The sequence below is a fragment of the Paraburkholderia sp. Cy-641 genome (genome assembly GCF_011752945.1).
GTDB lineage: Bacteria > Pseudomonadota > Gammaproteobacteria > Burkholderiales > Burkholderiaceae > Paraburkholderia.
Genome location: NZ_VWWM01000006.1, coordinates 14,750 through 38,941 on the forward strand (window position 1 = coordinate 14,750; position 24,192 = coordinate 38,941).

23 protein-coding genes are annotated in these 24,192 nt (G+C 65.4%); 6 read left to right on the forward strand and 17 right to left on the reverse strand.

Going from position 1 to position 24,192, the window contains the following annotated elements; genetic code table 11:
• Positions 1 to 123: 123 nt before the first annotated feature.
• The 6 genes from xerC to F3J20_RS04800 form a co-directional block, all read right to left on the reverse strand.
• Positions 124 to 1,047 carry a tyrosine recombinase XerC gene (xerC, locus tag F3J20_RS04775; protein WP_167042170.1) on the reverse strand — a complete coding sequence of 308 codons (924 nt, stop codon included), beginning with the start codon at positions 1,045 to 1,047 and terminating at the stop codon, positions 124 to 126.
• A gap of 37 nt (positions 1,048 to 1,084) precedes the next feature.
• The gene (locus F3J20_RS04780; RefSeq protein WP_167282225.1) at positions 1,085 to 1,831 is read right to left on the reverse strand and encodes a DUF484 family protein; all 747 of its coding nucleotides are present in this window, start codon (positions 1,829 to 1,831) and stop codon (positions 1,085 to 1,087) included.
• A gap of 57 nt (positions 1,832 to 1,888) precedes the next feature.
• Positions 1,889 to 2,884 (reverse strand): diaminopimelate epimerase, encoded by a 996-nt coding sequence (gene dapF, locus F3J20_RS04785; RefSeq protein WP_167282227.1) that lies wholly within the window; start codon positions 2,882 to 2,884, stop codon positions 1,889 to 1,891.
• A gap of 488 nt (positions 2,885 to 3,372) precedes the next feature.
• Positions 3,373 to 3,636, reverse strand: a complete 264-nt coding sequence (locus F3J20_RS04790; protein WP_240158935.1) for a non-ribosomal peptide synthetase — start codon at positions 3,634 to 3,636, stop codon at positions 3,373 to 3,375.
• On the reverse strand, positions 3,633 to 4,076 hold the full coding sequence (locus F3J20_RS04795) for a DUF2778 domain-containing protein (RefSeq protein ID WP_240162701.1): 444 nt from the start codon (positions 4,074 to 4,076) through the stop codon (positions 3,633 to 3,635). Before F3J20_RS04795 ends, F3J20_RS04790 begins: the two co-directional genes overlap by 4 nt.
• A gap of 433 nt (positions 4,077 to 4,509) precedes the next feature.
• A complete protein-coding gene (locus tag F3J20_RS04800) occupies positions 4,510 to 5,394 on the reverse strand; it encodes a lipid A biosynthesis lauroyl acyltransferase (protein ID WP_167042176.1) in 885 nt (294 codons plus the stop codon).
• Between the two features lie 297 nt (positions 5,395 to 5,691).
• Between F3J20_RS04800 and metK the strand changes: the two genes are divergently transcribed.
• Entirely contained in the window at positions 5,692 to 6,882 is a 1,191-nt protein-coding gene (gene metK, locus F3J20_RS04805) for a methionine adenosyltransferase (protein WP_167282231.1), read from the forward strand.
• A gap of 124 nt (positions 6,883 to 7,006) precedes the next feature.
• On the opposite strand, the gene F3J20_RS04810 is transcribed toward metK, so the two are convergent.
• On the reverse strand, positions 7,007 to 7,366 hold the full coding sequence (locus tag F3J20_RS04810) for a hypothetical protein (protein ID WP_167282233.1): 360 nt from the start codon (positions 7,364 to 7,366) through the stop codon (positions 7,007 to 7,009).
• Between F3J20_RS04810 and F3J20_RS04815 the strand changes: the two genes are divergently transcribed.
• Positions 7,365 to 7,787 carry a hypothetical protein gene (locus F3J20_RS04815; RefSeq protein ID WP_167282235.1) on the forward strand — a complete coding sequence of 141 codons (423 nt, stop codon included), beginning with the start codon at positions 7,365 to 7,367 and terminating at the stop codon, positions 7,785 to 7,787. The two genes, F3J20_RS04810 and F3J20_RS04815, sit on opposite strands and share 2 nt — an antisense overlap.
• Positions 7,788 to 7,806: 19 nt before the next feature.
• On the forward strand, positions 7,807 to 8,568 hold the full coding sequence (locus F3J20_RS04820) for a phytanoyl-CoA dioxygenase family protein (RefSeq protein ID WP_167282237.1): 762 nt from the start codon (positions 7,807 to 7,809) through the stop codon (positions 8,566 to 8,568).
• Positions 8,569 to 8,718: 150 nt separating this feature from the next.
• On the opposite strand, the gene F3J20_RS04825 is transcribed toward F3J20_RS04820, so the two are convergent.
• A complete protein-coding gene (locus F3J20_RS04825; protein WP_167282239.1) occupies positions 8,719 to 8,925 on the reverse strand; it encodes a DUF3185 family protein in 207 nt (68 codons plus the stop codon).
• 226 nt (positions 8,926 to 9,151) lie between these two features.
• Here F3J20_RS04825 and mgrA point away from each other — a divergent pair, with 226 nt between their 5' ends.
• Positions 9,152 to 10,195, forward strand: a complete 1,044-nt coding sequence (mgrA, locus tag F3J20_RS04830) for an L-glyceraldehyde 3-phosphate reductase (RefSeq protein ID WP_167282241.1) — start codon at positions 9,152 to 9,154, stop codon at positions 10,193 to 10,195.
• A gap of 124 nt (positions 10,196 to 10,319) precedes the next feature.
• Here the strand turns inward: mgrA and F3J20_RS04835 are convergent, their stop codons facing one another.
• The 5 genes from F3J20_RS04835 to F3J20_RS04855 form a co-directional block, all read right to left on the reverse strand.
• A complete protein-coding gene (locus tag F3J20_RS04835) occupies positions 10,320 to 10,505 on the reverse strand; it encodes a hypothetical protein (protein WP_167042188.1) in 186 nt (61 codons plus the stop codon).
• Between the two features lie 301 nt (positions 10,506 to 10,806).
• Positions 10,807 to 12,063 carry an MFS transporter gene (locus F3J20_RS04840; RefSeq protein ID WP_167282243.1) on the reverse strand — a complete coding sequence of 419 codons (1,257 nt, stop codon included), beginning with the start codon at positions 12,061 to 12,063 and terminating at the stop codon, positions 10,807 to 10,809.
• Positions 12,064 to 12,250: 187 nt separating this feature from the next.
• Positions 12,251 to 13,777 carry an efflux transporter outer membrane subunit gene (locus F3J20_RS04845; RefSeq protein WP_167282245.1) on the reverse strand — a complete coding sequence of 509 codons (1,527 nt, stop codon included), beginning with the start codon at positions 13,775 to 13,777 and terminating at the stop codon, positions 12,251 to 12,253.
• Positions 13,774 to 15,096, reverse strand: coding sequence for an efflux RND transporter periplasmic adaptor subunit (locus F3J20_RS04850; RefSeq protein WP_167282247.1), 1,323 nt, complete (start codon positions 15,094 to 15,096; stop codon positions 13,774 to 13,776). Before F3J20_RS04850 ends, F3J20_RS04845 begins: the two co-directional genes overlap by 4 nt.
• 139 nt (positions 15,097 to 15,235) lie before the next feature.
• A complete protein-coding gene (locus tag F3J20_RS04855) occupies positions 15,236 to 18,418 on the reverse strand; it encodes an efflux RND transporter permease subunit (protein ID WP_167282249.1) in 3,183 nt (1,060 codons plus the stop codon).
• A 465-nt stretch (positions 18,419 to 18,883) separates the two neighbouring features.
• Between F3J20_RS04855 and F3J20_RS04860 the strand changes: the two genes are divergently transcribed.
• Together F3J20_RS04860 and F3J20_RS04865 are read left to right on the forward strand one after the other, a co-directional pair.
• On the forward strand, positions 18,884 to 19,096 hold the full coding sequence (locus F3J20_RS04860) for a hypothetical protein (RefSeq protein WP_167042197.1): 213 nt from the start codon (positions 18,884 to 18,886) through the stop codon (positions 19,094 to 19,096).
• A gap of 163 nt (positions 19,097 to 19,259) precedes the next feature.
• On the forward strand, positions 19,260 to 20,291 hold the full coding sequence (locus F3J20_RS04865; protein WP_167042199.1) for a serine/threonine protein kinase: 1,032 nt from the start codon (positions 19,260 to 19,262) through the stop codon (positions 20,289 to 20,291).
• A gap of 47 nt (positions 20,292 to 20,338) precedes the next feature.
• On the opposite strand, the gene F3J20_RS04870 is transcribed toward F3J20_RS04865, so the two are convergent.
• Genes F3J20_RS04870 through F3J20_RS04885 form a run of 4 tightly spaced genes read right to left on the reverse strand, consistent with a single transcriptional unit; the run spans position 20,339 to position 24,106 of the window.
• Positions 20,339 to 21,361, reverse strand: coding sequence for an XdhC family protein (locus tag F3J20_RS04870; RefSeq protein WP_167042202.1), 1,023 nt, complete (start codon positions 21,359 to 21,361; stop codon positions 20,339 to 20,341).
• Positions 21,334 to 21,930 carry a carbon monoxide dehydrogenase subunit G gene (locus tag F3J20_RS04875; RefSeq protein ID WP_167282251.1) on the reverse strand — a complete coding sequence of 199 codons (597 nt, stop codon included), beginning with the start codon at positions 21,928 to 21,930 and terminating at the stop codon, positions 21,334 to 21,336. Before F3J20_RS04875 ends, F3J20_RS04870 begins: the two co-directional genes overlap by 28 nt.
• Entirely contained in the window at positions 21,921 to 23,165 is a 1,245-nt protein-coding gene (locus tag F3J20_RS04880) for a VWA domain-containing protein (RefSeq protein ID WP_167042509.1), read from the reverse strand. The genes F3J20_RS04875 and F3J20_RS04880 overlap by 10 nt, the downstream gene beginning before the upstream one ends.
• Positions 23,166 to 23,224: 59 nt before the next feature.
• The gene (locus F3J20_RS04885) at positions 23,225 to 24,106 is read right to left on the reverse strand and encodes a MoxR family ATPase (RefSeq protein ID WP_167042206.1); all 882 of its coding nucleotides are present in this window, start codon (positions 24,104 to 24,106) and stop codon (positions 23,225 to 23,227) included.
• Between the last annotated feature and the right edge of the window lie 86 nt (positions 24,107 to 24,192).

Consider the following 24,192-nt stretch of genomic DNA (forward strand, 5'->3'; position numbering starts at 1 on the left):
GGATGTCAGCGGGAACAAGGGGCCGCGGGGCAGGCCCGGCGCGGCGCATGAAGCGGGGGTGAGGGCCGCGTGCCGTGGCGGGCGGCGGCGGTCGTGTTGTCGGTGGCGCGATCCGTTGCGTGATCAGTTACGTTTTCTGGCGCGCGGATGCGCGCTGTCGTAGACGTGGGCGAGATGCTGGAAATCGAGCCCCGTATAAACCTGCGTTGCGGTGATGCTCGCGTGGCCGAGCAGTTCCTGCACCGCGCGCAGATCGCCGCTCGACTGCAATACGTGCGTCGCGAACGAATGCCGCAGCACGTGCGGATGCACGTTGGCGGGAATGCCGGCCGCGAGCGCCGCGCGCTTCACGCGCTCGCGCACGACGTTCGGCGAGAGCCGGTTGCCGCGTGCCGACAGAAAGAGCGGATGCGGATCGTGCTTCACCATCTGCCCGCGCACCGCGAGCCATGCGTTCAGCGCCGCCACCGCCTTGCCGCCGACCGGCACGACGCGGCGCCGGTTGCCCTTGCCGAGCACTTCGACTTCGGCCGAATCGAGCTTGAGCCAGCCGGCGGAGCGGTAGCCTTCGGTGTCGGCGAAACGGACGTCGAGGCCGACCAGTTCGGCGAGCCGCAGGCCGGACGAGTAGAACAGTTCGAGTATCGCGTGATCGCGCAGGCCCTCGGGCGAGTCGGCCGGCGGGTTGTCCATCAGACGCGCGGTGTCGTCGACGGACAGCGCCTTCGGTAGCGTTTTGGCCTGCTTCGGCGCGCGCACGGCCGCGACCGGATTGGCCGGCAGATCGACGCGGCCGGCGAGCCAGCGATAAAACGCGCGCCATGCCGACAGCCGGTGACCGATCGAGCGCGCCGTCAGGCCGCCCGCGTGTGCGCGCGCGACGGCGCCGCGAATGTCGACCGCCGTGAGGCTTTCGAGCGGCCGGCCGTTGGCGAGCCGCTTCAGTTCCTCGAGTTCGTGCGTGTAGCCGCGCAGCGTATGCGCCGAGAGCCGCCGCTCGTGCTCGAGATGCGACAGGTAGGCGGCGATCGGGTCGGCGGCGGTCACGGTGGGTTGCGGCGGCGAGTGCGCGAGCGGCGCGGAATCAGCGCGGCAGCAGCCGGCTCAGCGCGGCGCTAGCGAGCGCGCCGATCTGCGTGAGGAAATCGGTCGCCATGCCGTCGTGGAAACGGCGCGCGTCGGCCGAACCCATCACGAGCAGGCCGAACGTGGGGGCAGTCTCGGCGCTTTCGGGGTCGCGTAACGCGAGCAGGGCGACCGATTCGGTCGTGTGGGCCGCTTCATCGGGTATGGCGCCGTTTTCGTCGGCCGCGCCGGTTGCTCCGTTCGCGCCACTCGCGGCGCCGTTCGCCGCCGGCACGAGCCATTGCGCGGCCTCGAAGCCGGTGTTCGCGCCGCAGTACGGCGTCGTCAGGCTGCTCGCGAAAATGCGCACTTCCTCGCTGACGTGGCGCGCGAAGTCGGCTTGCCCGTACGGCTCGGCGATGTCCCACACGCGCAGCGCCGCTTGCGGCACGTCGAAGATGTCGCGCAGACCGTTGGCGATCGTGCGCGGCAGTGCGTACGGATCGCGCTCCGCCATCACGCGGATGGTCCAGCGGTTGAACTTCGACGCGATGCTGTCGTTTTCGTGACCGTAGCGCAGCAGTTCGGCGAGGCGCCGTTCGAGATGCTTGTTCTTGTCGCGCAGCATCTCCATTTGCCGCTCCTGCAGCGAGACCGCGGCTTTGCCATGCGGATTCGCGAGCCGGATGGTCGCGAGCGTTTCCGCGTGTTCGACGAAGAATTCGGGGTTGGCGAGCAGGTATTCGGCGACTTCGCGATCGTTCATGGTTTCGGCTAAAGGACGACGGGACGGCCGCCGTGGGCGGCACGCCGGTCAATGAGTTCAGGCAGCCGGCGCAACGGTGGTCCGTGTGCCGGATGAATCGTGCTGCGAATCGTTTTGCGACGTGGCGGACGGTGCGGCGGACGGTTCGTGGGCGAGGTCGGCGGCGAGCGTATTGGCCAATTCGTCGGCCAGCTCGTCGGCCAATTCGATCTCGCCTTCGAAGACGGTCGCCGCGGGGCCGGCCATCAGCAGCGCGCCTTCCTGCGCGCCGTCCCACGTGATCGTCAGATCGCCGCCGTGCGTATGCACGAGCACCGGCGAGTCGAGCAGCCCGCGCCGGATACCGGCCGCGACGGCCGCGCACGCGCCCGTGCCGCACGCGAGCGTTTCGCCCGCGCCGCGCTCGTAGACGCGCAGGCGGATCTCGCTGCGGCTGACGATCTGCATGAAACCCGCGTTCACGCGCTGCGGGAAGCGGGCGTGCCGCTCGATCACCGGACCTTCGACGAGCACCGGGAACGCTTCGGCATCGTCGACGATCTGCACCGCATGCGGATTGCCCATCGAGACGACCGAAATCCAGCGTGTCGTGCCGTTCACGTCGAGCGGCCAGAGCGTGTCCGCGCCTTCGCGGCGGCCTTGCAGACCCTTGGTTGCGAACGGCACGAGCGCGGGATCGAATACGGGCGCGCCCATGTCGACGATCACCTCGCCGTTGTCCTGCATCGTCAGCGTGAGCGTGCCTTTCTGGACCTGCACGCGCACGCTGCGCTCGTCGGTGAGGCCGCGGTCGCGCACGAACTTGACGAAACAGCGCGCGCCGTTGCCGCAGTGCTCGACCTCGCCGCCGTCGCAATTGAAGATACGGTATCTGAAATCGACGCCTTCGACGGTCGGCTTCTCCACCAGCAGCAACTGGTCGGCGCCGACGCCGAAATGGCGGTTCGCGAGCGCGCGCACCTGCGCCGTGGTGAGGTTGACCGGCTGGGTGTAGCCGTCGAGCACGACGAAGTCGTTGCCCGCGCCATGCATTTTGGTGAATTTAAGCTTCACGTTTTCCGTGTATCCGTTGCTGCAGAGGGCTTCGTGGGTTCGAGCGAAGCCGGAATCCGGGACGGGCTGACGGCCTCGCCGTCGATGCGTTCGAGCCGTGTCAGACCAATAGTGGATGATACACGCAGTGCTCATGGCGCCGGTATCGACATCGCTCGGGGATGCGTCGCCGGGCGGCGATGTTGAACAGGTCGCCAGTGGCGAAAGTACTCCCCGCAGCAATCGGGCGCTCGAATTACGCGAGAGATCCTGCTTTGAAAAAACACCTACCAACCAAAGCCGATAGATGTTTTTTCGGCCACGCTAGGTGCGGGGCCGCTTGTTGAATTCGACTCGTTTGAAATAGAGTCGGCTTCGCCCACGGCAGTCGCGGACGCGTGATTGGCAAACGAAAGAAAGCGCGCGTTGCCAGGGACATCAGCTGCTTCGTTCAGAGCAACGCAGAACGGCGCGTGAAGCGCCGTCCGGGAAGAATGTGGGTTTGTGAGCTACCCTCGGCGCTTATGTTTGCCGCGGAGCCGATGCGCTGCCAATACGATCGATATTGCGAATGCGAGGGAAATCAGGAACGTTACATCAAGATAGAGGTCTTCCAGATTCTCGTCGCCATAGACGCGAAAGAATGAACCGAATTGCACCAGCGCATCGGTTGCCCAGTCGGAAAACTGGATATGCCCGAAGCACCACATAAAGCCTGATGTGAGGGCAAGCGTTAAGGCGGTATAGAGACAAACCTTAAAGACAGTTGTCATTGAACGTCAACGGTTCCATAGGCGAAGCCCTTGCCACCGGGTACGGCGATCCGCGATGTTGCCAGCAGCCGCGCGCGAAGTCGCTCGAAGCCGACTGGATCGTCCAGAGTAATGCAGCCTTCGCTCAAATTTTGAGGGCCTCGGGGATGCAGTCGAAAGTTGCCCCTTGCAATGCCGTTTACGAATGTCCTGTCATCGATCTCTCCATCGTCTTTATAGAGTCCGAACCATTTGCTTCGGTCAGTTCCGTATAGATGCTGCAGAAAGAAATCGCGAAGATGTGTGAAGATGCCGCCCGATCCGCGATCAACTATGTAATAGCGGCCGGGCGGCAGCGGCCCGACGTTGGGAACTGCGATATAGGCGGGATTGTCCTTGCCGGCCTTATCGCCTGAAAAGGCCGAGAAGTTTCCTACACCCGCGCAAGACAACGTCGACATCGTTTTTCCATTAAGACGGAACGTGCAGTTGATGCGCATATTTTTCTGATTAGCGAGTTGTTAAATGGCCTATGAAGAGAACCACCCTAGCACTTGAGTGGTCCATTTATTGTCGAAAAATTGTCCGCGCGTCTTCCCGAACCGTGAGTCGTCGAATTTGCTGATGGTGTTCCAGGCAAGGCCAGGCGTGCTGCGGATAGGCGAACTATGCCGGGCGGGATCAACTTGCCGGAGTGTTGCGGATCGTTGCGAACTGCATTGGTGCGTCAAGCCGATTCGGCTGGCGGGAGCGGGCGGGACGGCACCTGTGCGATGAGTGAGGCAATGCCCGGCCGTGAAACGAAAAGCCGGCCTTTACAAGCCGGCTTTTCGTCTGGATATCTGGGTTCGCTTGCAAATCTGCGATATCACTCGCCCATCCGCCCCCCACCCCTCAATACACCCCCGGCACCCCCGGCGGCCGCGTCTTGAACCGCTTGTGCACCCAGTAATACTGCTCGGGGATCAGCGGAATCTGCTCTTCCAGAAATTCGTTCATGCGGCGCGCGTCGATGTCGTCGTCGCCGCTCGGGTAGTTCTCCCAGGGCTTGAACACCTTGAGCCGATAACCCTTGTAGTTCGGCAGCACCTCGCCGATGAACGGCACGACCTGCGCGTGCCCCACCTTCGCGAGACGGCCGACCGCGGTCAGCGTGCAGGTCGGCACGCCGAAGAACGGCACGAACGTCGAATTGCGCGCGCCGTAGTCCATGTCCGCGCCGAGCATGACCGGCTTGCGCTCGCGCAGCCAGCGCAGCACGATGCGCGCGCTGTCGGCGCGGCTCGCCATGTCCGCGCCGAAACGCGCGCGCGCCGCCTTGGCGACCGCCTCGAGTTCCTGGTTCGACATCGGCTGATAGAGCGAGCCGCATTGGCGCCTGAGCGAATAGTTCAGGAAGATCGAGCCGGCCTCGATACCGACGAAGTGAAAGCCGAGAAACAGCGTGGGCGGCAGATCCGGGTCCGTCAGATCGATTGCGCTATCGAGCTGGATCAGCTTTTCGAGCTTCTTCGCCGAGCCGAACCACTGCACGCTGCGTTCGAGATAGCTGCGGATCGCATGACGGAAATGCTTCTGCGCGACATCCTCGCGGCGCTCGTCGCTCCAGTCGGGGAAGCACAGCTTGAGGTTCGTATGGACGATGCGCTTGCGGCGGCTCGGGAGCTGATAGAGCAGCCAGCCGAGGCCGTCGCCGAGACGGGCGACGAAACCATACGGCAGCAGCGCAAAGAGTTTGAGCAGCCCGATCGCGAGCTTCGCGCCGTAGCGGCTCAGCATGCCGCCTCCAGGCGCGCGGCGGCGCACGTGGCCGGAGGCGGCGAATTCGGGACAGCGGAGAAATGGACGTGATGCCGCACTCGTGGACACTCTGTGACAATTATGGGAAGTCGCTATAATAAGGGCTTCGCCGAGTTAATAGACAACTTGCGGGGCGAAGCCGGCAGGTGCGATCCATGGTTTTCCATGCGATATCCGCGCCCAACGGTCAGGTAATCCGCTAAAGCGTCGCCGCTTCAGGCTCCCGAAGCTGGCTACGTGAAACTCAACCGTAACCACACAACAGGAGTCCGCAACGTGGCAAACGACTATCTCTTCACTTCCGAATCCGTTTCCGAAGGCCATCCCGACAAAGTCGCGGACCAGATCTCGGATGCCATCCTCGACGCCATCCTCACGCAAGACAAATACTCGCGCGTCGCAGCCGAAACGCTCTGCAATACGGGTCTCGTCGTGCTGGCCGGTGAAATCACCACGACCGCGAACGTCGACTACATCCAGGTCGCGCGCAACACGATCAAGCGCATCGGCTACGACAACACCGACTACGGCATCGACTACCGCGGTTGCGCGGTGCTCGTCGCGTACGACAAGCAATCGCCGGACATCGCCCAGGGCGTGGACCGCGCGCACGACAACAACCTCGATCAGGGCGCGGGCGACCAGGGCCTGATGTTCGGTTACGCGTGCGAGGAAACGCCGGAACTGATGCCGCTGCCGATCCACCTGTCGCACCGTCTCGTCGAGCGTCAGGCGAATCTGCGCCGCGACGGCCGTCTGCCCTGGCTGCGCCCCGATGCGAAGTCGCAGGTCACGGTGCGCTACGTCGACGGCAAGCCGCATTCGATCGACACGGTCGTGCTGTCCACCCAGCATTCGCCGGACATCAGTCTCGAAACGCTGCGCGAAGCGGTGATCGAGGAAGTCATCAAGCCGACGCTGCCGGCCGAACTCATCAAGGGCGACATCAAGTTCCTCGTGAACCCGACCGGTCGCTTCGTGATCGGCGGTCCGCAGGGCGATTGCGGTCTGACGGGCCGCAAGATCATCGTCGATACGTACGGCGGCGCAGCGCCCCACGGCGGCGGCGCGTTCTCGGGCAAGGACCCGTCGAAGGTCGACCGCTCGGCGGCTTACGCCGGCCGTTATGTCGCGAAGAACATCGTGGCCGCGGGTCTCGCGTCGCGCTGCCTGATCCAGGTGTCGTACGCGATCGGCGTGGCTCAGCCCACTTCGGTGATGGTCAACACGTTCGGCACGGGCCGCGTGTCGGATGCCACGATCACCGAACTCGTGCGTCAGCATTTCGATCTGCGTCCGAAGGGCATCATCCAGATGCTCGATCTGCTGCGCCCGATCTACGAGAAGAGCGCGGCCTACGGTCACTTCGGCCGCGAAGAGCCGGAATTCACGTGGGAAGCGACCGACAAGGCACTGGCACTCGCCGAAGCTGCCGGCACCGAGCCGGTTGCCGCACTCGCCGAATAAGCGCGAGTCGACCGCATCAAGCTAAAAAACCCCGCCGGCGCGAGCCGGGCGGGGTTTTTCTTTATCGGACGTAGGTGATGTACCGGATGCGCTTGCTACTGCGTTTGCCGCCGCGTTTTCCGTGTTACCGGCTCGCAAACGCAAACCACCCGCTGCTGCTCGTCGACAGCCGCCGCGGCCGGCGGCTCGTATGAACCTGCACGGCAGCCGGCGCGCGTTTCGCGGCGGCGAGACGCTGCGGCGTCGGCTTGCGCAGCAGCGTGCGCAGCGAGAAACGGCGCGCGCCGCTTTGCTGGCGCAGCGCCGAGAAGAACGTATGGAACCAGGTGCGGATGCCATCGACGGCCCTGGCGTCGCGCCATTGTTCGCCGAGCGCGCGCGTGCGGGCGGCATGGTGACGCAGCGCTCGCATCAGATGGCGGCGCGCAGGACGCGCCGCTTTCAGCGCGGCGCGAGTGAGACGGGTGCTCAGAAGAGTATGCATGGCTTCACAAGTAGGCAAAGTACCGCACGCCGAGACGCGCACTGGGATGTGCACGCGACGCAGCCCCCAACGTGCCGATGACGGGGTTGCGGTGAACGGCGTGAAAGCCGGAAATTCGATGGGAAAACGCGAAGAAACCGGCGGCATGGGTCGCAATGGCCCGCGCGCGGCGCAGAAGTGCGTAAGCAGCGATCAACATGACACAGTAGGCTACACGCGATTCGTGACGTCAGAAAGTCCGTTTTTACCCTGCGGTTGCGGGTTTGCCCTGGATCGACGCGTCGCCCGAATCGTTGCGCGAGGCGTGCCGTTGTCCGCGAAAAAAGCCTGCTCGAAACACTTGGCAAAAACGTTCGGCAAAAACGTCCCCTCGAAAGAACGCAGGCCGATCGCGCCCGTTTTACAATCGAAGATCAGTTAGCCGACAGTCATGGAACACCATGTCACTCCATTCGAAAAAAGAGCAGATTCACACGTTGCGGGAGCAGGGTTTTGTCGTGGTGCCGGGCCTGGTGGCGCCCGAGCGTTGTGAGGAACTGAAGCGGATCGCGCAGCAGCAGTTGCACGAAGCCGCGGCGCCGATCGAGTTCGAAGCGGATCTGCAGTATCCGGGCGCGCCGTCGTCGAAAGATGCCCTGGGCGGACATACGGTGCGACGTCTGCTCGACGCGTACGGGCGTCATCCGGCTTTCGCGCAATGGGCCACCGCGCCGGAAATTCGCGGCTGGATGGAGCTGTACTTCGGCGAGGAGCCGCGGTTGTCGCGCGCGCATCACAATTGCATGATGACCAAGCATCCCGCATACGGCAGCCTGACCGGCTGGCATCGCGACGTGCGCTACTGGTCGTTCGAGCGCGACGATCTCGTGTCGGTATGGCTCGCGGTCGGCCCCGAGACCGTCGACAACGGCGCGTTGTGGTTCGTGCCGAAGTCGCACGGCGCGGCGTTGACGTCGGACCGTTTCGACGAAGCCAGATTTTTCCGCGCCGATCTCGAAGAGAATCAGGCCGCGATTCGCACCGCGGTGTCGCCCGAGCTGAAGGCCGGCGACGTGGTGTTCTTCCACTGCAATACGCTGCATTCGGCCGGCAAGAATCTCAGCGATCAGGTGAAGTTTTCGCTGGTGTACACCTATCACGGCGCGAGCAACGTGCCGCTGCCCGGCACGCGTTCGGCCGCCAAGCCCGAGATCGCGTTCTAGGCTCGTGAACGACGACGGCGCCTGTCGCTCGCGTTCGCATTCGATCATCATGCGAACGCGAGCGACAGGCGCCGCATGTTCGGCAAGGCCTTTCCTATTGCTTATTGCGCGCCTTGGCCGCACATCTTCGTGACGGCCTCACGCGTGCCCTCAACGCTTGCGCCCTGACAACGCCACGCCCGTCAGTCCCGCCAGCGTCGCCACCACGCCCGCGACGATCAGCACGATCGCCTTGTTGGTCGGCGAACCGGTAAAGAAGCGCGATACGTCGCTGCTCACCGAGTTGAACGCTTGCCCGCCGAAATACAGCAACACGATGCCGCCGACAATCAGCGCGATCGAAATCGCTTTCGTCATCTGCTTCTCCCATCAGCTTGATCCGGCCAGAGTGTAGGTGAGCCGTTCGCGATCGTCCATCCCGCATACTGGGTCCCTGCAAGGATGAAGTCGATTGGCTACCATAGCGGTCTCGCCGTACCACGACGACACCACCACAACAATCCTTCGAGCAGTACGCCTCTCGCATCGCGCGAATCCTCGAGCCCGCAATCGCCGGGCGATCTCATCGACAAGGACACTAGCAATGGCTTACGAAGCAGCTTCAGAACGCTATTCGGACATGCAATACCGCGTCTGCGGCAAATCGGGTCTCAAACTGCCGGCACTGTCGCTCGGCCTGTGGCACAACTTCGGCGACACCACGCCGATCTCCACGCAGCGCGACATCCTGCGCACGGCCTTCGATCTCGGCATCACCCACTTCGACCTCGCGAACAACTACGGCCCGCCGTACGGCAGCGCGGAAACCAACTTCGGCCGCCTCTTCAAGGACGATTTCAAACCGTATCGCGACGAGCTGCTGATTTCGTCGAAGGCCGGCTGGGACATGTGGCCGGGTCCGTACGGCCAGGGCGGCGGCTCGCGTAAGTACGTGCTCGCGAGTCTCGATCAGAGCCTCAAGCGCATGGGCCTCGATTACGTCGACATCTTCTATTCGCACCGCTTCGATGCGAATACGCCGCTCGAGGAAACCGCGGGCGCACTTGCGAGCGCGGTGCAGCAGGGCAAGGCGCTGTATATCGGCATCTCGTCGTACTCGTCCGCGAAGACGCGCGAAATGACGAAGCTGCTCGCCGAATACAAGGTGCCGCTGCTGATCCATCAGCCGTCGTACAACATGCTGAACCGCTGGATCGAGCGCGACCTGCTCGATACGCTCGAAACGGTCGGCGCGGGCACGATCGTGTTCACGCCGCTCGCGCAAGGTTTGCTGACCAGCAAGTACCTGAACGGCGTGCCGTCCGATGCGCGCGTCAACAAGGCGGGCGGCGGTTCGCTGAAGCAGGAGCATCTGAGCGAGCAGAACCTCGAACACGTGCGCAAGCTCAACGACATCGCGCAACGTCGCGGCCAGAGCCTCGCGCAGATGGCGCTCGCGTGGGCCTTGCGCGATCAGCGCGTGACCTCGGTGCTGATCGGCGCGAGCCGGGCGGAGCAGGTGCGCGAGAACGTCGGCGCGCTGAAGAACCTCGCGTTCTCCGCCGACGAACTCGCCGAGATCGACCGCTACGCGACCGAAGGCGGGATCAACCTGTGGGAAAAGCCGTCGACGGATCAGGCAATCTGATCGCGTAACGGACACGCGACGGACGCGCCGGCGACAAGTGAGTCAGCCGGCCGTCCACCGTGTTAGCAGAGACGAAAAAAACCGCCGACGCTTCACGCGAAGGCGGTTTTTTATATGGCTTGCGCTAGACGAGCGCGGGCAGCCCTTCGACCAGCGCCACCGCGCACACGACGCCGATCAGCGCGCCCAGCACGCGCAGCGCGTTGTGCCGCACTTCGGTCTTGCAGGGCAGCGCGCCGACGAACAACGCGCCCGCCAGCGCCATCGGAATGACCAGAATGAAATCGCTGATCGTAAAGTACGTCGTCATATTCGTCTCCTCGCATGCAAGAGTGGCTATGCATTTCCGGCGCGGACTGCGGGCTGAAACTCTGCCGCGTCCGAACTCGTTTCGAGTATAGGAGACCGTTGGACGGCCATCACGGCGCGAGATGGCGTCCAGGGGGCTCAACGGTGCTTATTCGCAAACCGCTGAACCCCGTCCGACAGGGCTTGCGGCGATTGATGCGGCGCAGCAAGCATGGTCGAAAACTATGAAGTGTTCGTTTACGTACGCCTTACGTTCAGGCGCGATTCGATGCGCGCTGGTTCGATACGGCATCGTTCGCCGGCTACTCGCGGCGGCGCAGCCGCATCGCGGCAAGCAGTCCGATGACGAGCAGCGTTCCCACCAGCCCGGCCACCCCATTCCAGCCATGACTGGCCCACACGCGGCCGCCGTACGAGCCGACCACGCTCGAACCGATGTAGTACGCGAGCAGGTACAGCGCGGCGGCCTGGCCTTTTGCCTCTTTCGCGAGCCGGCCGACCCAGCCGCTCGCCACCGCGTGGCCGGCGAAGAAACCGAACGTCAGGCAGGCGATGCCGGCGGCGATCGCCGCGAGCGGATGCAGCATCGTCAGCGCGAGACCGAACGCCATCAGGAGCAGGCTCGCCATCAGCACGCGCGCGCGGCCGAACGTATCGGCCATGCGCCCCGACCACGGCGAGGCGACCACGCCGGTCAGATACACGACGAAAATCGCGCCGATCTCCGTCTGGTTCAGGCGATACGGCGGCGCGAGCAGCCGGTAGCCGATGTAGTTGTACAGCGTGACGAAGCTGCCCATCAGCACGAAGCCGAGCAGGAACAGCAGCGGCAGCCCGGGCCGCGTGAACTGCTTGAGCAGCGCGGTGCGGTGATGGGTGAAGCCGAGTCCGCGACGCGGCACGAAGTGGCGCGACGGCGGCAGCAGCGCGCGGAACGCGAGCATCGACAGCAGGCCGAGCACGCCGATCGTGCCGATCGCGACGCGCCACGAGAACAGATCGGCGACCACGCCGGTAATCACGCGCCCGGCCATGCCGCCGATCGCCGTGCCGCCGACGTAAAGCCCCATCGCGAGGCCGAGGCCGTCGGGATGCACTTCCTCGGCGAGATAGGCCATCGCGACGGCCGGTACGCCGCCGAGCGCGAGCCCTTCGAGAAAGCGCAGCGCGAGCAGCTGATGCCAGTGCGGCGCGATCGACACGCCGATGGTCAGCACCGCCGATACCGTGAGCGATGTCGTCATCAGCTTGTGGCGGCTCCAGCCTTCGGAGACGAAGCCCGCGACGAAGATCGAGAGCGCGAGCGCGGCGGTGGAGAGCGACAGCGACAGGCTGCTCTGCGCGGGCGTCACGCCGAACGCATCGGAAAACGACGGCAGCAGCGGCTGCACGCAGTAGAGCAGCGAGAACGTCGCGTAACCGGCGAACAGCAGTGCGATAGCGGCGCGCCAGTAGGCGCGCGTGCCCCGTTCGAGATAGGGGATGTCCGCCGCCGCCGGGGCGGCGGCCGGGGAGGGAACGGCAGAAGCAGTCCGCTGGGATTCCGGCGGGAGGGTCACGACAAGACTCCTTGGGGCACGCAAAAAAGCACAAAAGCGTTAAGAATACGCGGAAAAGCGGATTCGGGACGTTGGCGCGGGCAAAGCGGCGCCGCGCGCAGCCAGCAGGATGGGCGGTTGGCGGTGCCGCGAAAGCGACTGCCGCGACCCGACTGCGCGGCCCTTGTCGCCAATACCGCTAGCCGCGCTAACCGCTTTTCGTCACCGCGTCGGCCGGCGTTGGCGTCGAGGCCGGCGGATGCACGATCTCGTCCTCGCCCGGCAGCGCCGACACATCCCAGCCACCGCCGAGCGCCTTCACGAGCGCGACGCTCGCGGCCATCCGCCGGCGCGCGATTGCTACCGCGTTGCGTTCGTTGGTGAGCGCGGTCGTCTGCGCGACGACCACGCCGAGATAGGTGATCGCGCCGTTCCTGTAGCGGTCCGACACGACCGCGAGCGAGCGCTGCGCGGCGGCCACCGCGTCGTCCTGCGCGGCGGCTTCCTGTTCGAGCACGCGCAGCGCGGCCAGGTTGTCCTCGACCTGGCCGAACGCGTCGAGCACCGTCTGCCGGTATTGCGCGACGCTTTCGTCGTAATGCGCGCGCGCCTGTTCCTTGACGGCCGCGCGTCCGCCGAAGTCGAGCAGTGTGCCCGCGAGCGTCGGCCCGAGCGACCAGAGCCGGCTCGGCGCGAGCAGCCACTGGCTGTAGTTGGTCGCTTCGAGGCCGCCCGTCACGGAGAGGATCAGGTTCGGGAAAAACGCCGCCGTCGCGACGCCGATCTGCGCGTTCATGGCGGCGACGTGCCGCTCCGCCGCCGCGATGTCGGGCCGCCGTTCGAGCAGATCCGACGGTACGCCGCTCGCCGCGACGACCGGCGCGGCCACGAGCGGCGCAACGGACAGCGTGAAGGTCGAGGGCGGTTGGCCGATCAGGATCGCGATCGCGTGTTCGAGTTGCGCGCGCTGCACACCGAGGTCGAGCGCCTGCGCCTGGGTGGTCTTCAACTGCGCTTGCGCCTGCGCGACGTCGGCGTCGGTGGCGATGCCGCCCGCGTAGCGATGCTGCGTCAACTCCAGCGCTTCCTCGTAGGCCTTGATTGTGTCGTCGAGTAGCCGGCGTTCCTGATCGAGTCCGCGCAGCTCGAAGTAGTCGGTGGCGAGTTCGGCCTGCATCGACAGCAGCGCGGCGTCGACGTCGGCGGCACTCGCCTGCGCGGCGGCCTTCGCGCCTTCGACGCTGCGCGAGATGCGGCCCCACAGGTCCGGCTCCCACGAGGCGTCGGCCTGCACGATGTAGTCGTTCAGCGTGAGGCCGGCGGTCGATTTATGCAGCACGTTCTCCGAGGTTCGCGTGCGCGAAAAGCCGCCGCCCGCCGTGACCACCGGGAAAAAATTCGAGCGATATTGCGCGACGGTCGCGCGGGCCGCGCGAAAACGCGCTTCGGCGGCCTGCACGTCCTGGTTCTCGCTCGCGACCCGCTGTTCGAGCGCATCGAGCGACGGGTCCGCGTAGATGTGCCACCACGCGCCGCGCATGAGCGTGTCGGCCGGTTGCGCGGGCTTCCAGCCGGTGCCTTCGAGTTCGCGCCAGGTCGCGGGCGTGACGGCGGCCGGCTTCACGTAGTCGGGGCCGACGGTGCAGGCGCTCAGTGCACAGGCGAGTGTGAGCGCGAACGTCAGCGCGAGTGCCGGGGCGAATGCCTGGGCGCGGCGCGAAACCGGCCTCTTCATGATTGCGTCCTCGCGGCCCGCTTTGCGCCACCCTGCACGGCTGGCGCGCTCGCCGCCGTGCCTGTTGCTCCGGCTGTCCCTGCCGCATCGCTCGCAGCGTCCTCCCTGTTCCCTTCCGGCTTGCGCGACACGATCCGCACCGGCGCGCCATCGACGATCGAATCCTGCGGATTCAGAATCACCTGCTCGTTGCCCTGCAAACCCGAGGCGATCGCCACGCGCGTGCCGAAGTCCGTGCCGAGCGACACCGGCAGCAGCTTCACCTTGTGCTGCGCGTCGACGGTCGCGACCTTCACGCCGTCGGGCCGGAACAGCAGCGCATTGCCCGGCAGCGTGAACGGCGCCGCGCCCGCGCCGAGCGCGAAATGCACCTGCGCATAGGCACCCGGCAACAGTTCGCCGCCGCGATTGTCGACGTCGACCTCGACGAGCATCGTGCGCTGCTGTGCATCGACCGCGCCCGCCGTGCGCGCGACCGTGCCCGGATAATGCCGCGACGGCGTTTCGGTCAGCGTCAGATAGGCGCTTTGCTGTGCGCGCACCTGCTGCGCGTAGGCCTGCGGCACGTTCACGTAGACACGCAGACGGTCCGCCTGCGCGACATGAAACAGCTCCTTCGCGGGACCGCCCGCGCTGCCCGCGTCGATCAACGCGCCGACGTCGACGTTGCGCGCGGTCACGGTGCCGTCGAACGGCGCATAGACCTTCTGGAACGACTGCGTTTTTTCGAGCCGCGCGACGTTGAAGTGCGCGGCATCGAGCGTGGCTTTTTTCGCGAGCATGTCGCCGACTTTCTCGTCGGTCTCCTGCTTCGAGACCGACTTGTTCTTCAGCATGTCGCTCCAGCGGTCGGCGGTGCTTTTCGCGAGCGCGTAGTTCGCCTGCGCATTCGCGAGATCGGCGCGGGCGGCGCGCAACTGGTCGTCGACTTCTGGGGTGTCGATTTCCGCGAGCAACTGGCCGCTTTTCACATGCGCGCCGATATCGGCGTACCACTTCTTCAGATAGCCGTTGGTGCGCGCGTAGATCGGCGTATCGAGAAAGGCCTGCACGTTGCCGGGCAGCACGAGATCGAGCCCCGCCGACGACTTCTGCGGCAGCACGACTTCGACGCTCGTCTGGCTCGCGTGCTCGGCATCGCGTTCGAGCGCCGCGTGCGCATCGCGGCGCGACCAGATGCCTTGCGCGGCGAGCGCGAGTACCGCGACCGCCGCCACGATCGCGAGCCAGCGCGTGCGCCGCGCTTTCGCGGGATCGTGCGCCGCGCCGTGCTCTGCACCCGAGCCCGATCCCGAGCCGTTCGGACGTTGTGCTTCCATCAAACTTCCCCTCTGGAAATGCATGGGCAGTCGACGCTGCCTTTCGTATGGCCGCGGCCTGCGCTTGCATCGGTGCCTGTAAAGCGCAGGCGGCGCAGGTCGCGGCCGGCGTTTGTCGCGGGCGTCGCGCGCTTCGTCTTCATGGCTTCTGCACCACGTGTTCGGCCGCGCGCTGATGCCGCGCCTCGAGCCGCCGATAGATCATCGAGAACACGACCGGCACGAAGATCAGCGTCGCGATCGTGCCGACCGTGAGGCCGCCGATCACCGCGCGCCCGAGCGGCGCATTCTGCTCGCCGCCCTCGCCGAGACCGATCGCCATCGGCACCATGCCGATCACCATCGCGAGCGCGGTCATCAGCACCGGACGGAAGCGCGTGAAGCCCGCTTCGATGGCGGCGCGCGTCGCGTCGCCGTGCAGCAGCAACTGCTCGCGCGCGAAGCTGATGACGAGAATCGAGTTGGCGGTCGCGATGCCGATACACATGATCGCGCCCGTGAGCGCCGGAATCGACAGCGTGGTGTGCGTGAGGAACAGCATCCACACGATGCCCGCGAGCGCGCCCGGCAGGGCGGTGATGATGATGAACGGATCGAGCCACGACTGGAAATTGACGACGATCAGCAGATACACGAGCAGCACCGCGAACAGCAGACCGGCGAGCAGACCCGAGAACGAATCGTTCATCGTCTGCACCTGGCCGCGCAGTTCGATGGTCGAGGTTTTCGGCAGCTCGGCTTTCGATGCGTCGATGATCTTGCGGATGTCGTCGGACACGCCGCCGAGATCGCGGCCGTCGGCGGTGCCGTAGATATCGATCGTGGTCTGCGCGTTGTAGTGCGTGAGCACCGCGTTGCCGGCTTCGCGCCGCATCGTCGCGAGCGAGCCGAGAATGTTGCTGCGGCCGTTCGCGTTCAACGGAATGTTCGCGAGCGCTTGCAGCGAATCGATCGTGTATTGCGGCGCTTCCGTGATGACGTTGTAGCTCACGCCGTTGCGCGGATTGAGCCAGAACGTCGGCGTGGTCTGCTGGCTGCCCGACAGCGTGATGAGCAGATCGCTCGCGATATCGCGCTGCGAGAAGCCTGCCTGCTGCGCGCGCGTGCGATCGACGTCGATGAAGATACGCGGCAGATCGGCGGGCTGCTGGATGCGGGCGTCGGCAAGGCCCGGCACCGTGCGCAGACGGTTCAGCAGCGTCGCGGCGAATACGCGATTCGCGGCCACCTCACGGCCGACGATCTGGATGTCGATCGGCGACGGCATGCCGAAGTTCAGCGTCTGACTGACGATGTCGGCCGGCAGGAACGCGAACTGCACGCCGGGGAATTCGTCGCTGAGCGAGCGCCGCAGCGTGCGCACGTAGCCGGCGCTCGGATGATGCTCGGGATTCAGCGTGATGAGCACGTCCGCATCCGAGGTGCCGATGGTGCCCGTGTTGCTGTACGAGAGGTTGATGCCCGACACCGGCAGGCCGATGTTGTCGATGATCGAATGCAGTTCGCCGGCCGGAATCAGTTGGCGGATGCGCGTGTCGACGCGGTCGGTCAGCACCGCGGTTTCCTCGACGCGCATGCCGGTTTTCGCGCGCATGTGCAGCGCGATCGTGCCGGCATCGACGGCGGGGAAAAAGTCGCGGCCGATAAACGGCAGCAACAACATCGACGCGCCACAGCAGACGAGAAACAGCGTCACGAACCCGCCCGGCCGTGCCACGCGCGCGACGAGAAACACGCGATAACGCTCGCGCAAATGCGCGAAGCCGCGCTCGAACGCATAGTGCACGCGCATGAACGGATTGCGCGTGGGCTTCGGCGCGTGATGCAGATCCGCCGGCTTGTGGTGATAGCGCAGCAGATATTTCGCGAGCGTCGGCACGAGCGTGCGCGAGAAGAAATACGAGGCGAGCATCGCGAACACGACGGCTTCGGCGAGCGGAATGAACAGATAGTGAGCGACGCCCGTGAGCAGAAACATCGGCACGAACACGATGCAGATCGACAGCGTCGAGACGAGCGTCGGAATCGCGATCTGATGTGCGCCGTCGAGAATCGCCTGTTCGAGCGTCTTGCCCTGTTCGAGCTGATGGCTGATGTTCTCGATCGCCACGGTCGCATCGTCGACGAGAATCCCGACCGCGAGCGCGAGCCCGCCGAGCGTCATGATGTTGATCGTCTGCCCGAGCGCGGAGAGCGCGATGATCGAGGTGATCATCGAGAGCGGAATCGATACGGCGATAATCAGCGTCGCGCGCCAGTTGCCGAGGAACAGCAGGATCATCAGACCCGTCAGGCACGCGGCGATCAGCGCTTCGCGCAGCACGCCCTGCACCGAGGCGCGCACGAACAGCGACTGGTCGGCGACGGGGTCGATATTGAGCGACGGCGGCACGAGGTTGCGCAGCGTCGGCATCATCGTCTTGATGCGATCGACGATGTCGAGCGTGGACGTGTTGCCGCTCTTGTTGATCGTGAGCAGCGCGGCGCGCTGGCCGTTCACGCGCACGATGTTGGTTTGCGGCTGGAACCCGTCGCGCACGTGCGCGACGTCGCGGATATATACGGTGCCGTTCGCGGTGCTGCGAATCGGAATGTTGTTCAGGCCCGCGAGCGAATCGGGACTGCCGTTCATTTCCACCGAGTACTCGGTCGAGCCGATCTTCGCGGTGCCCGACGGCAGGATCAGATTCTGCGCGGTGACGGCGTTGACGACGTCCATCGGCGAAAGATTGCGCTCCTGCAGCTTGCGCGAATCGATATCGACCATGATCTGCCGCTGCTTGCCGCCATACGGCAGCGGCGCGGATGCGCCGGGCACGGTGGCGAGCTGCGTCTTCAGGAAGTTGTTGCCGAAGTCGTATAGCTCCTGCTCGGTCAGCGACGCCGACGACAACGCGAGCCGCAGGATCGGCACCGTCGACGCGTTATAGCGCAGGATGTTCGGCGGCGTGATGCCGGGCGGCAGCGAGCGCAGTTGCGTTTGCGAGAGCGCGGTGACCTGGGCGAGCGCTTCGTCGATGTTCGCGCCCGGCTGGAAAAAAATCTTCACGACCGTGATGCCGTTCAGCGAGGTCGATTCCGTGTGCTCGATATCGTTGACCGCGACCGACAGGCCGCGCTCGTAGTTCAGCGCGATGCGCCGCTCCATCTCGTCGGCGGGCAGGCCGTTGTACGACCAGATCACCGAGAGCACCGGAATGTCGATGTTCGGGAAGATGTCGGTGGGCGTGCGCAGGATCGTCAGCGGTCCGACGATCAGCAACAGCAGCGCTAGCACGACGAACGTATAGGGGCGCCGCAGCGCGAGACGAACGATCCACATGACTAGTGCAGACGAATGACGTAGGACATGGCGGGATGGGCCGCGACGGCGCACACGCGGCGCAGCGGCGCACCGCCGCGCGCGCGGAACGTGCCGCGTGTGCAGCGGGTGCCGTGAAAGCGAGCGTTCGCCGGTGCCGCGCTCGTGTCGGCCGGATCATGAAGGCAATGCACGTTTTTGTGGTCTCCGCCCCGCAGGGTTTATGATGATCTTCGTTACGAGGTCTTACGCCGAGATCATCGGCTGTGCGCAGTGTAATTGGAATAGGGCGAAACGACGGGTGAAAAGCCGTCTGATCGCGCTTCCCAAAGCCCCGCAAAACGGGAACAATGACCCGAACCTTTCACGCGTAAAGCGCGCGGCAGATCAGGTGCGCTCGCAACGTCAGCGGCGAAGCGGCGCTTTTTATCATCACCTCGACCGGCGTGCAGCCATCAAGCCGGCATCGGGAAGCGGGGAAATATCATGCAAGTCGGTTCCATCGTCCGATCGGTACATATCGCCGTGCCGCAAGGCGCGCGCGGAATCGTCATGCGCATTCTTGGCGACATGGCGATGGTCGCGTGGTATGCCGGCGAACCCGGCGCATCGCGGCAACTGAATACCGAACCCTTTTTTCTCGAAGACCTCATCGACACCGGAGAACTCGTGCGCCCCGCCGGCGCGCAGATGCATTGAACGCAGTAGCTCGTGGCCGTGCGCGGTCGCTCGCGAGTGGGTCGCAGTTTCGAGTGACATGCGTGTGTCAGCCGTCGTGATGCTGTAAGGCGCGATTGATGCGCGCGCTACATTGTGAGGCCGTGCCCTCGTCTTTACGCGCGGCGCGGCGCACAATGCGGGCATGAACGACATCATTCCCGACATTCCCGAGGCCGGCGCCGATGGCGCCGTGCCGTTCGCCCGTCTCACGCCCGAGACCGTGCTCGACGCGCTCGACGGCGTGCTCGTCACGGCAGGCGTGCGTACCGACGGCCGCCTGCTGCCGCTCAACAGCTACGAAAACCGCGTGTACCAGGTGGGCGTCGAAGACGGGCCGCCCGTGGTCGCGAAGTTTTATCGTCCCGAGCGCTGGAGCGATGCCGCGATTCTCGAAGAACACGCGTTCGTTGCCGAACTCGCCGCGCGCGAGATTCCGGCCGTGACCGCGCGCGTGCTCGACGGCCGCACGCTGCATGCGTTCGACGGCTTCCGCTTCTCGGTCTTCGAGCGGCGCGGCGGCCGCGCGCCCGATCTCGACCGGCGCGATACGCTCGAATGGCTAGGCCGTTTCATCGGCCGCATTCATGCAATCGGGCAGACGCGCAACTACGCCGAGCGTCCCGCGCTCGACATCGAAACCTTCGGCTACGAGCCGCGCGATTTCCTGCTCGCGCATCGTTTCGTGCCCGACGACGTGCGCACCGCGTGGGAAACCGTCGTCAACCTCGCGCTCGAAGGCGTCGCGCGCGCGTTCGAGCGTGCCGGCGAGATTCGTACGCTGCGTCTGCACGGCGACTGTCATCCGAGCAACGTGTTGTGGACCGACGCGGGCCCGCATTTCGTCGATTTCGACGACAGCCGCATGGGTCCCGCGATTCAGGACCTGTGGCTGCTGCTGCCGGGCGAGCGCGTCGAGGCATCACGCGCGCTGGCCGATCTGCTCGCCGGTTACGAGGATTTCTGCGAATTCGAGCCGCGCGAGCTCTATCTGATCGAAGCGTTGCGCACGCTGCGGCTGATTCACTATCAGGCATGGCTCGCGCGTCGCTGGAACGACCCCGCGTTCCCGGCGGCGTTTCCGTGGTTCAACACGCAGCGCTACTGGGAAGATCGCATTCTCGAGATGCGCGAGCAGATCGGCGCGATGCAGGAAGGGCCGCTCTGGCCGGTCTGACGTTTTCGCTTTCGCGCACGCGCAGGGCGTTGGCTATCCGCCGCGTGCTACACGCTGCACGCGGCCCCGTCCGAGGCTGAGATTTCGCGCGCGGCTTTCGCGCCTTCCACTTGCAGCAGTGTCGGCAGCGAGACGCCGTTTTTCGCCGCCGTCACTTCGGCAAGAATCGAGACCGCGATCTCGGGCGGCGTCCTGCTGCCGATATAAATGCCCACCGGCCCATGCAGACGGGCCAGTTCGGTCTCGTTCAGATCGAACTCCTTCAAGCGCTCGCGCCGCGCCTGGTTGTTCCTGCGCGAGCCCAATGCGCCGACGTAAAACGCCGGCGTTTTCAACGCTTCCATCAGCGCGAGATCGTCGAGCTTCGGATCGTGCGTGAGCGCGATCACCGCGCAGCGCTCGTCGAGCTTCATGTCGATCACGGTGTCGTCGGGCATCGTGCGCACGATCTTCGTGCCGGGCAGGTCCCATTCCTCGGTGTACTCCTCGCGCGGATCGCACACGGTCACCTGATAATCGAGCCCCACCGCGATATTGCACAGATAGCGCGACAACTGTCCCGCGCCGATCACGAGCATGCGGTAGCGCGGGCCGTGAATCGTCAGCAGACGCTCGCCGTCGAAATGCACGCCGTCGGTGGCGAGGGCGTCGTCGAGCCGCGCGTGTCCGCTCGCCATGTCGACCTCGCGCGCGACGAGCCGCCCGCTTTCCACCGCATGACAAAGTTCGGCGATGCCGCTTTGCCGCGTCAACGGTTCGAGCACGAGCTGGATCGTGCCGCCGCACGGCAGCCCGAAACGATGCGCTTCCTCGGCCGTGATACCGTACTTGACCGCTTCCGGATGCGTCTGCTCGATGCCTCGTTGCCGCACACGATCGATCAGATCGTCTTCGATGCAACCACCCGATACCGAGCCCACCACGAGTCCGTCATCGCGCACCGCGAGCATCGCGCCCTCGGGACGCGGCGACGAGCCCCACGTCTTCACCACCGTCACCAGTAGCGCGCGATGTCCTTCGTCCAGCCAGCGGGCGCTGGACTTCAGAACTTCGAGATCCACGCTGTCCATGATTTCTTTCCTTTCGTTGTTTCGCCGCTGGACTCGCCGTCCGCGGCTTCCTGCGATGGCGTCGATGCGTTGGCGTCGGTATCGGTTGCAGCCGATGCGCTGCCGTCCGCCGCGGCTTCGCTATTTTCGCCCGAGAGCTGGGCACTGAAGCGCTTGAAGAATTCCCCGGCGATCTTGCGCGCCGCGCCGTCGACGAGCCGCGAGCCGATCTGCGCGAGCTTGCCGCCGACCTGTGCGTTCGCGGTGTACGAGAGCTTCGTCGCGGTGTCGCTCTCGGCTTCGAGCGAGACGTGCGCGTTGCCTTTGGCGAAACCGGCTGCGCCGCCCTGGCCTTCGAAGACGATCGTGTAGCTGGTCGGCGCGTCGATCTCGGTCAGTTGCATGCGCCCCTTGAAACGCGCCCTGACCGGACCGACCGACGCGCTCAGCGCCACCAGGTACGCGTTTTCGCCGTCGGGGTCGATGCTTTCGCAGCCCGGGATGCAGGCGCGCAGAATCTCGGTGTCGTTCAGCGCGTCCCAGGTTTGCTGCTGTCCGACCGGCAGCGTGTGAGTTTCGGTCAATTCCATGAGCTTGCTCCTGCGAATGTCGTCGCGGCGAACGTGCGGCGAGGCGCGCGCGTGAGTTGCGCGAGATCGTGGCCGAACGCGGCGAGGCTGTCCAGATTATGAACCGGGCGATGCGCGTCGACATACGGCAGGATCGCCTGTACGCCGCGCGCTTTCGGCGTGAAGCCGCTGAAACGCAGCAGCGGATTGAGCCAGACGATGCGATGCGCGAAACGCGCAAGGCGCGCCATTTCGGTGTCGAGCACGTCGATCGCTTCGTGATCGAGGCCATCGGTGACGAGCAGCACGGTCGCGCGGCCTGTCAGCACGCGGCGCGCCCAGCGCCGGTTGAATTCGGCGAGCGCCGCGCCGATGCGCGTGCCGCCCGACCAGTCGAGCACCTGATCGCTGAGCGTTGCGATGGCCACGTCGGGGTCGCGTTCGCGCAAGGCGCGCGTCGCGTTGGTGAGCCGCGTGCCGAACAGAAACACCTGCAAGCGTTCGCGCGATTGCAGCAGCGCATGGCAGAAGTACAGCACCGCGCGCGAATAGCTGCTCATCGAACCGGAGATGTCGAGCAGCAGTACGAGCGGCGGCTTGCGTTCGACGATCGCGCGATATTTCCACACGGTCCAGTCGCCGCCCGCGCGCACCGCCTGCCGCGCGCTCGCGCGCAGGTCCGCATGCGTGCCGTGCGAGGCGGCCTTCAGACGGCGCGTCGGCTCGGTCGCGAGCGGCAGGCGCTGAGCGCGAATCAGATGGCGCAGGCTGCGCCATTCGTCAGCGGTGAGCGTGTCGAAATCGCGATGACGCAGGCGTTCCTCGGCGCTGAACGTGAGATGCGCGCGCAACTCGTGCTGCCCGGTTTCCTGTGGCGCGTTGACGTTCGGAGATGGCGGCATGCGTACCGCGAGCGCATCGGCAAGACGGTTGTTGCGTGTCGGCGGCGGCAGTCCGTCGCGAACTGTCGGCAGCAGCAGCGCGCGCAGCTTGCCTTCCCAATCGGGATCGCGCCAGAACAGATCGAAGGCGGCGTTGAAGAGTTCGCGTTCGTCGGGTGCGGTGACGAGCACGGCGGCAAGCGCGGCGCGCACGTCGTCGCGGCGGCCGAGGTCGATCCAGTGCAAGGCCGCGAGCGCATCGACCGCTTGTGCCGGCGACATCGGCAAGCCCGCGCCGCGCAGCACGCGCACGAAATGGACGACGTTGCGCGCGAGCGTCGGCGCGCTGTCGGCCGGTGCAAAGCGCGGCTGCATATCGTCGCGTGGGTCGTCGCGTGAGTCGGGGCCGGTTTGATGCGCCATGCCGACGATCCTCAAGCCGACAGACACTGCGCGATCTGCGCGGCGTCCACGCGCGCGAGATCGTCCTGGTACTTGAGCAGCACGCCGAGCGTGTTCTGTACCGATTGCGGATCGAGTTCCGTCACCGAGAGCGCTTCGAGCGCGCGGCACCAGTCGATCGTTTCGGCGATACCAGGCGCCTTGAACAGGTCCATGCCGCGCAGCCGGTGCACGAAATCGACCGCGCGCCGCTGCAATTCCGCCGACGTTTGCGGCGCGCGCGCGGCGACGATCTCGAGTTCGCGCTCGCGATCGGGATAGCCGATCCATTGATAGAGGCAGCGGCGCTTCAAGGCGTCGTGAACCTCGCGCGTGCGATTCGACGTCATGATGACGAGCGGCGGCTGCGCCGCGCGCACGGTGCCGTATTCGGGAATCGATACCTGGAAGTCCGACAGCAGTTCGAGCAGAAACGCCTCGAACGGCTCGTCGGCGCGGTCGATTTCATCGATCAGCAGCACGCGCCGCGCGTCGGGGTGATGTTCGTCGGGCATCAGCGCCTGCAGGAGCGGCCGCTTGAGCAGGAATTCGCCGCGATACAGCGTGTCGTTGCCAAGGCGCTCGCCGGTGGCCTCGGCGAGCCGCAGCGCCATGATCTGGCGCGGGTAGTCCCATTCGTAGAGCGCGCTCGCGGTGTCGAGCCCTTCATAGCATTGCAGTCGCAAGAGCGTGGTGCCGAGCAGGCCCGCGGCGGCCTTGGCGAGTTCGGTCTTGCCGACGCCGGGCTCGCCTTCGACGAACAGCGGCCGCTCCATGCGCAGCGAGAGATACAGCGCGGTCGCGAGTTCGCGGCTCGCGAAATAGCGTTGGGCGGCGAGTTGGGCGAGGGTGTCGTCGATTGAAGCCGGCTGCATGGTGGTCCTGAATCTGTGCGAACTTGCCTCACGTGCAACGTGAGCGAAGCCGGCTTGCCTGCGCGGTTGAAGTCAACTAGCGCGCG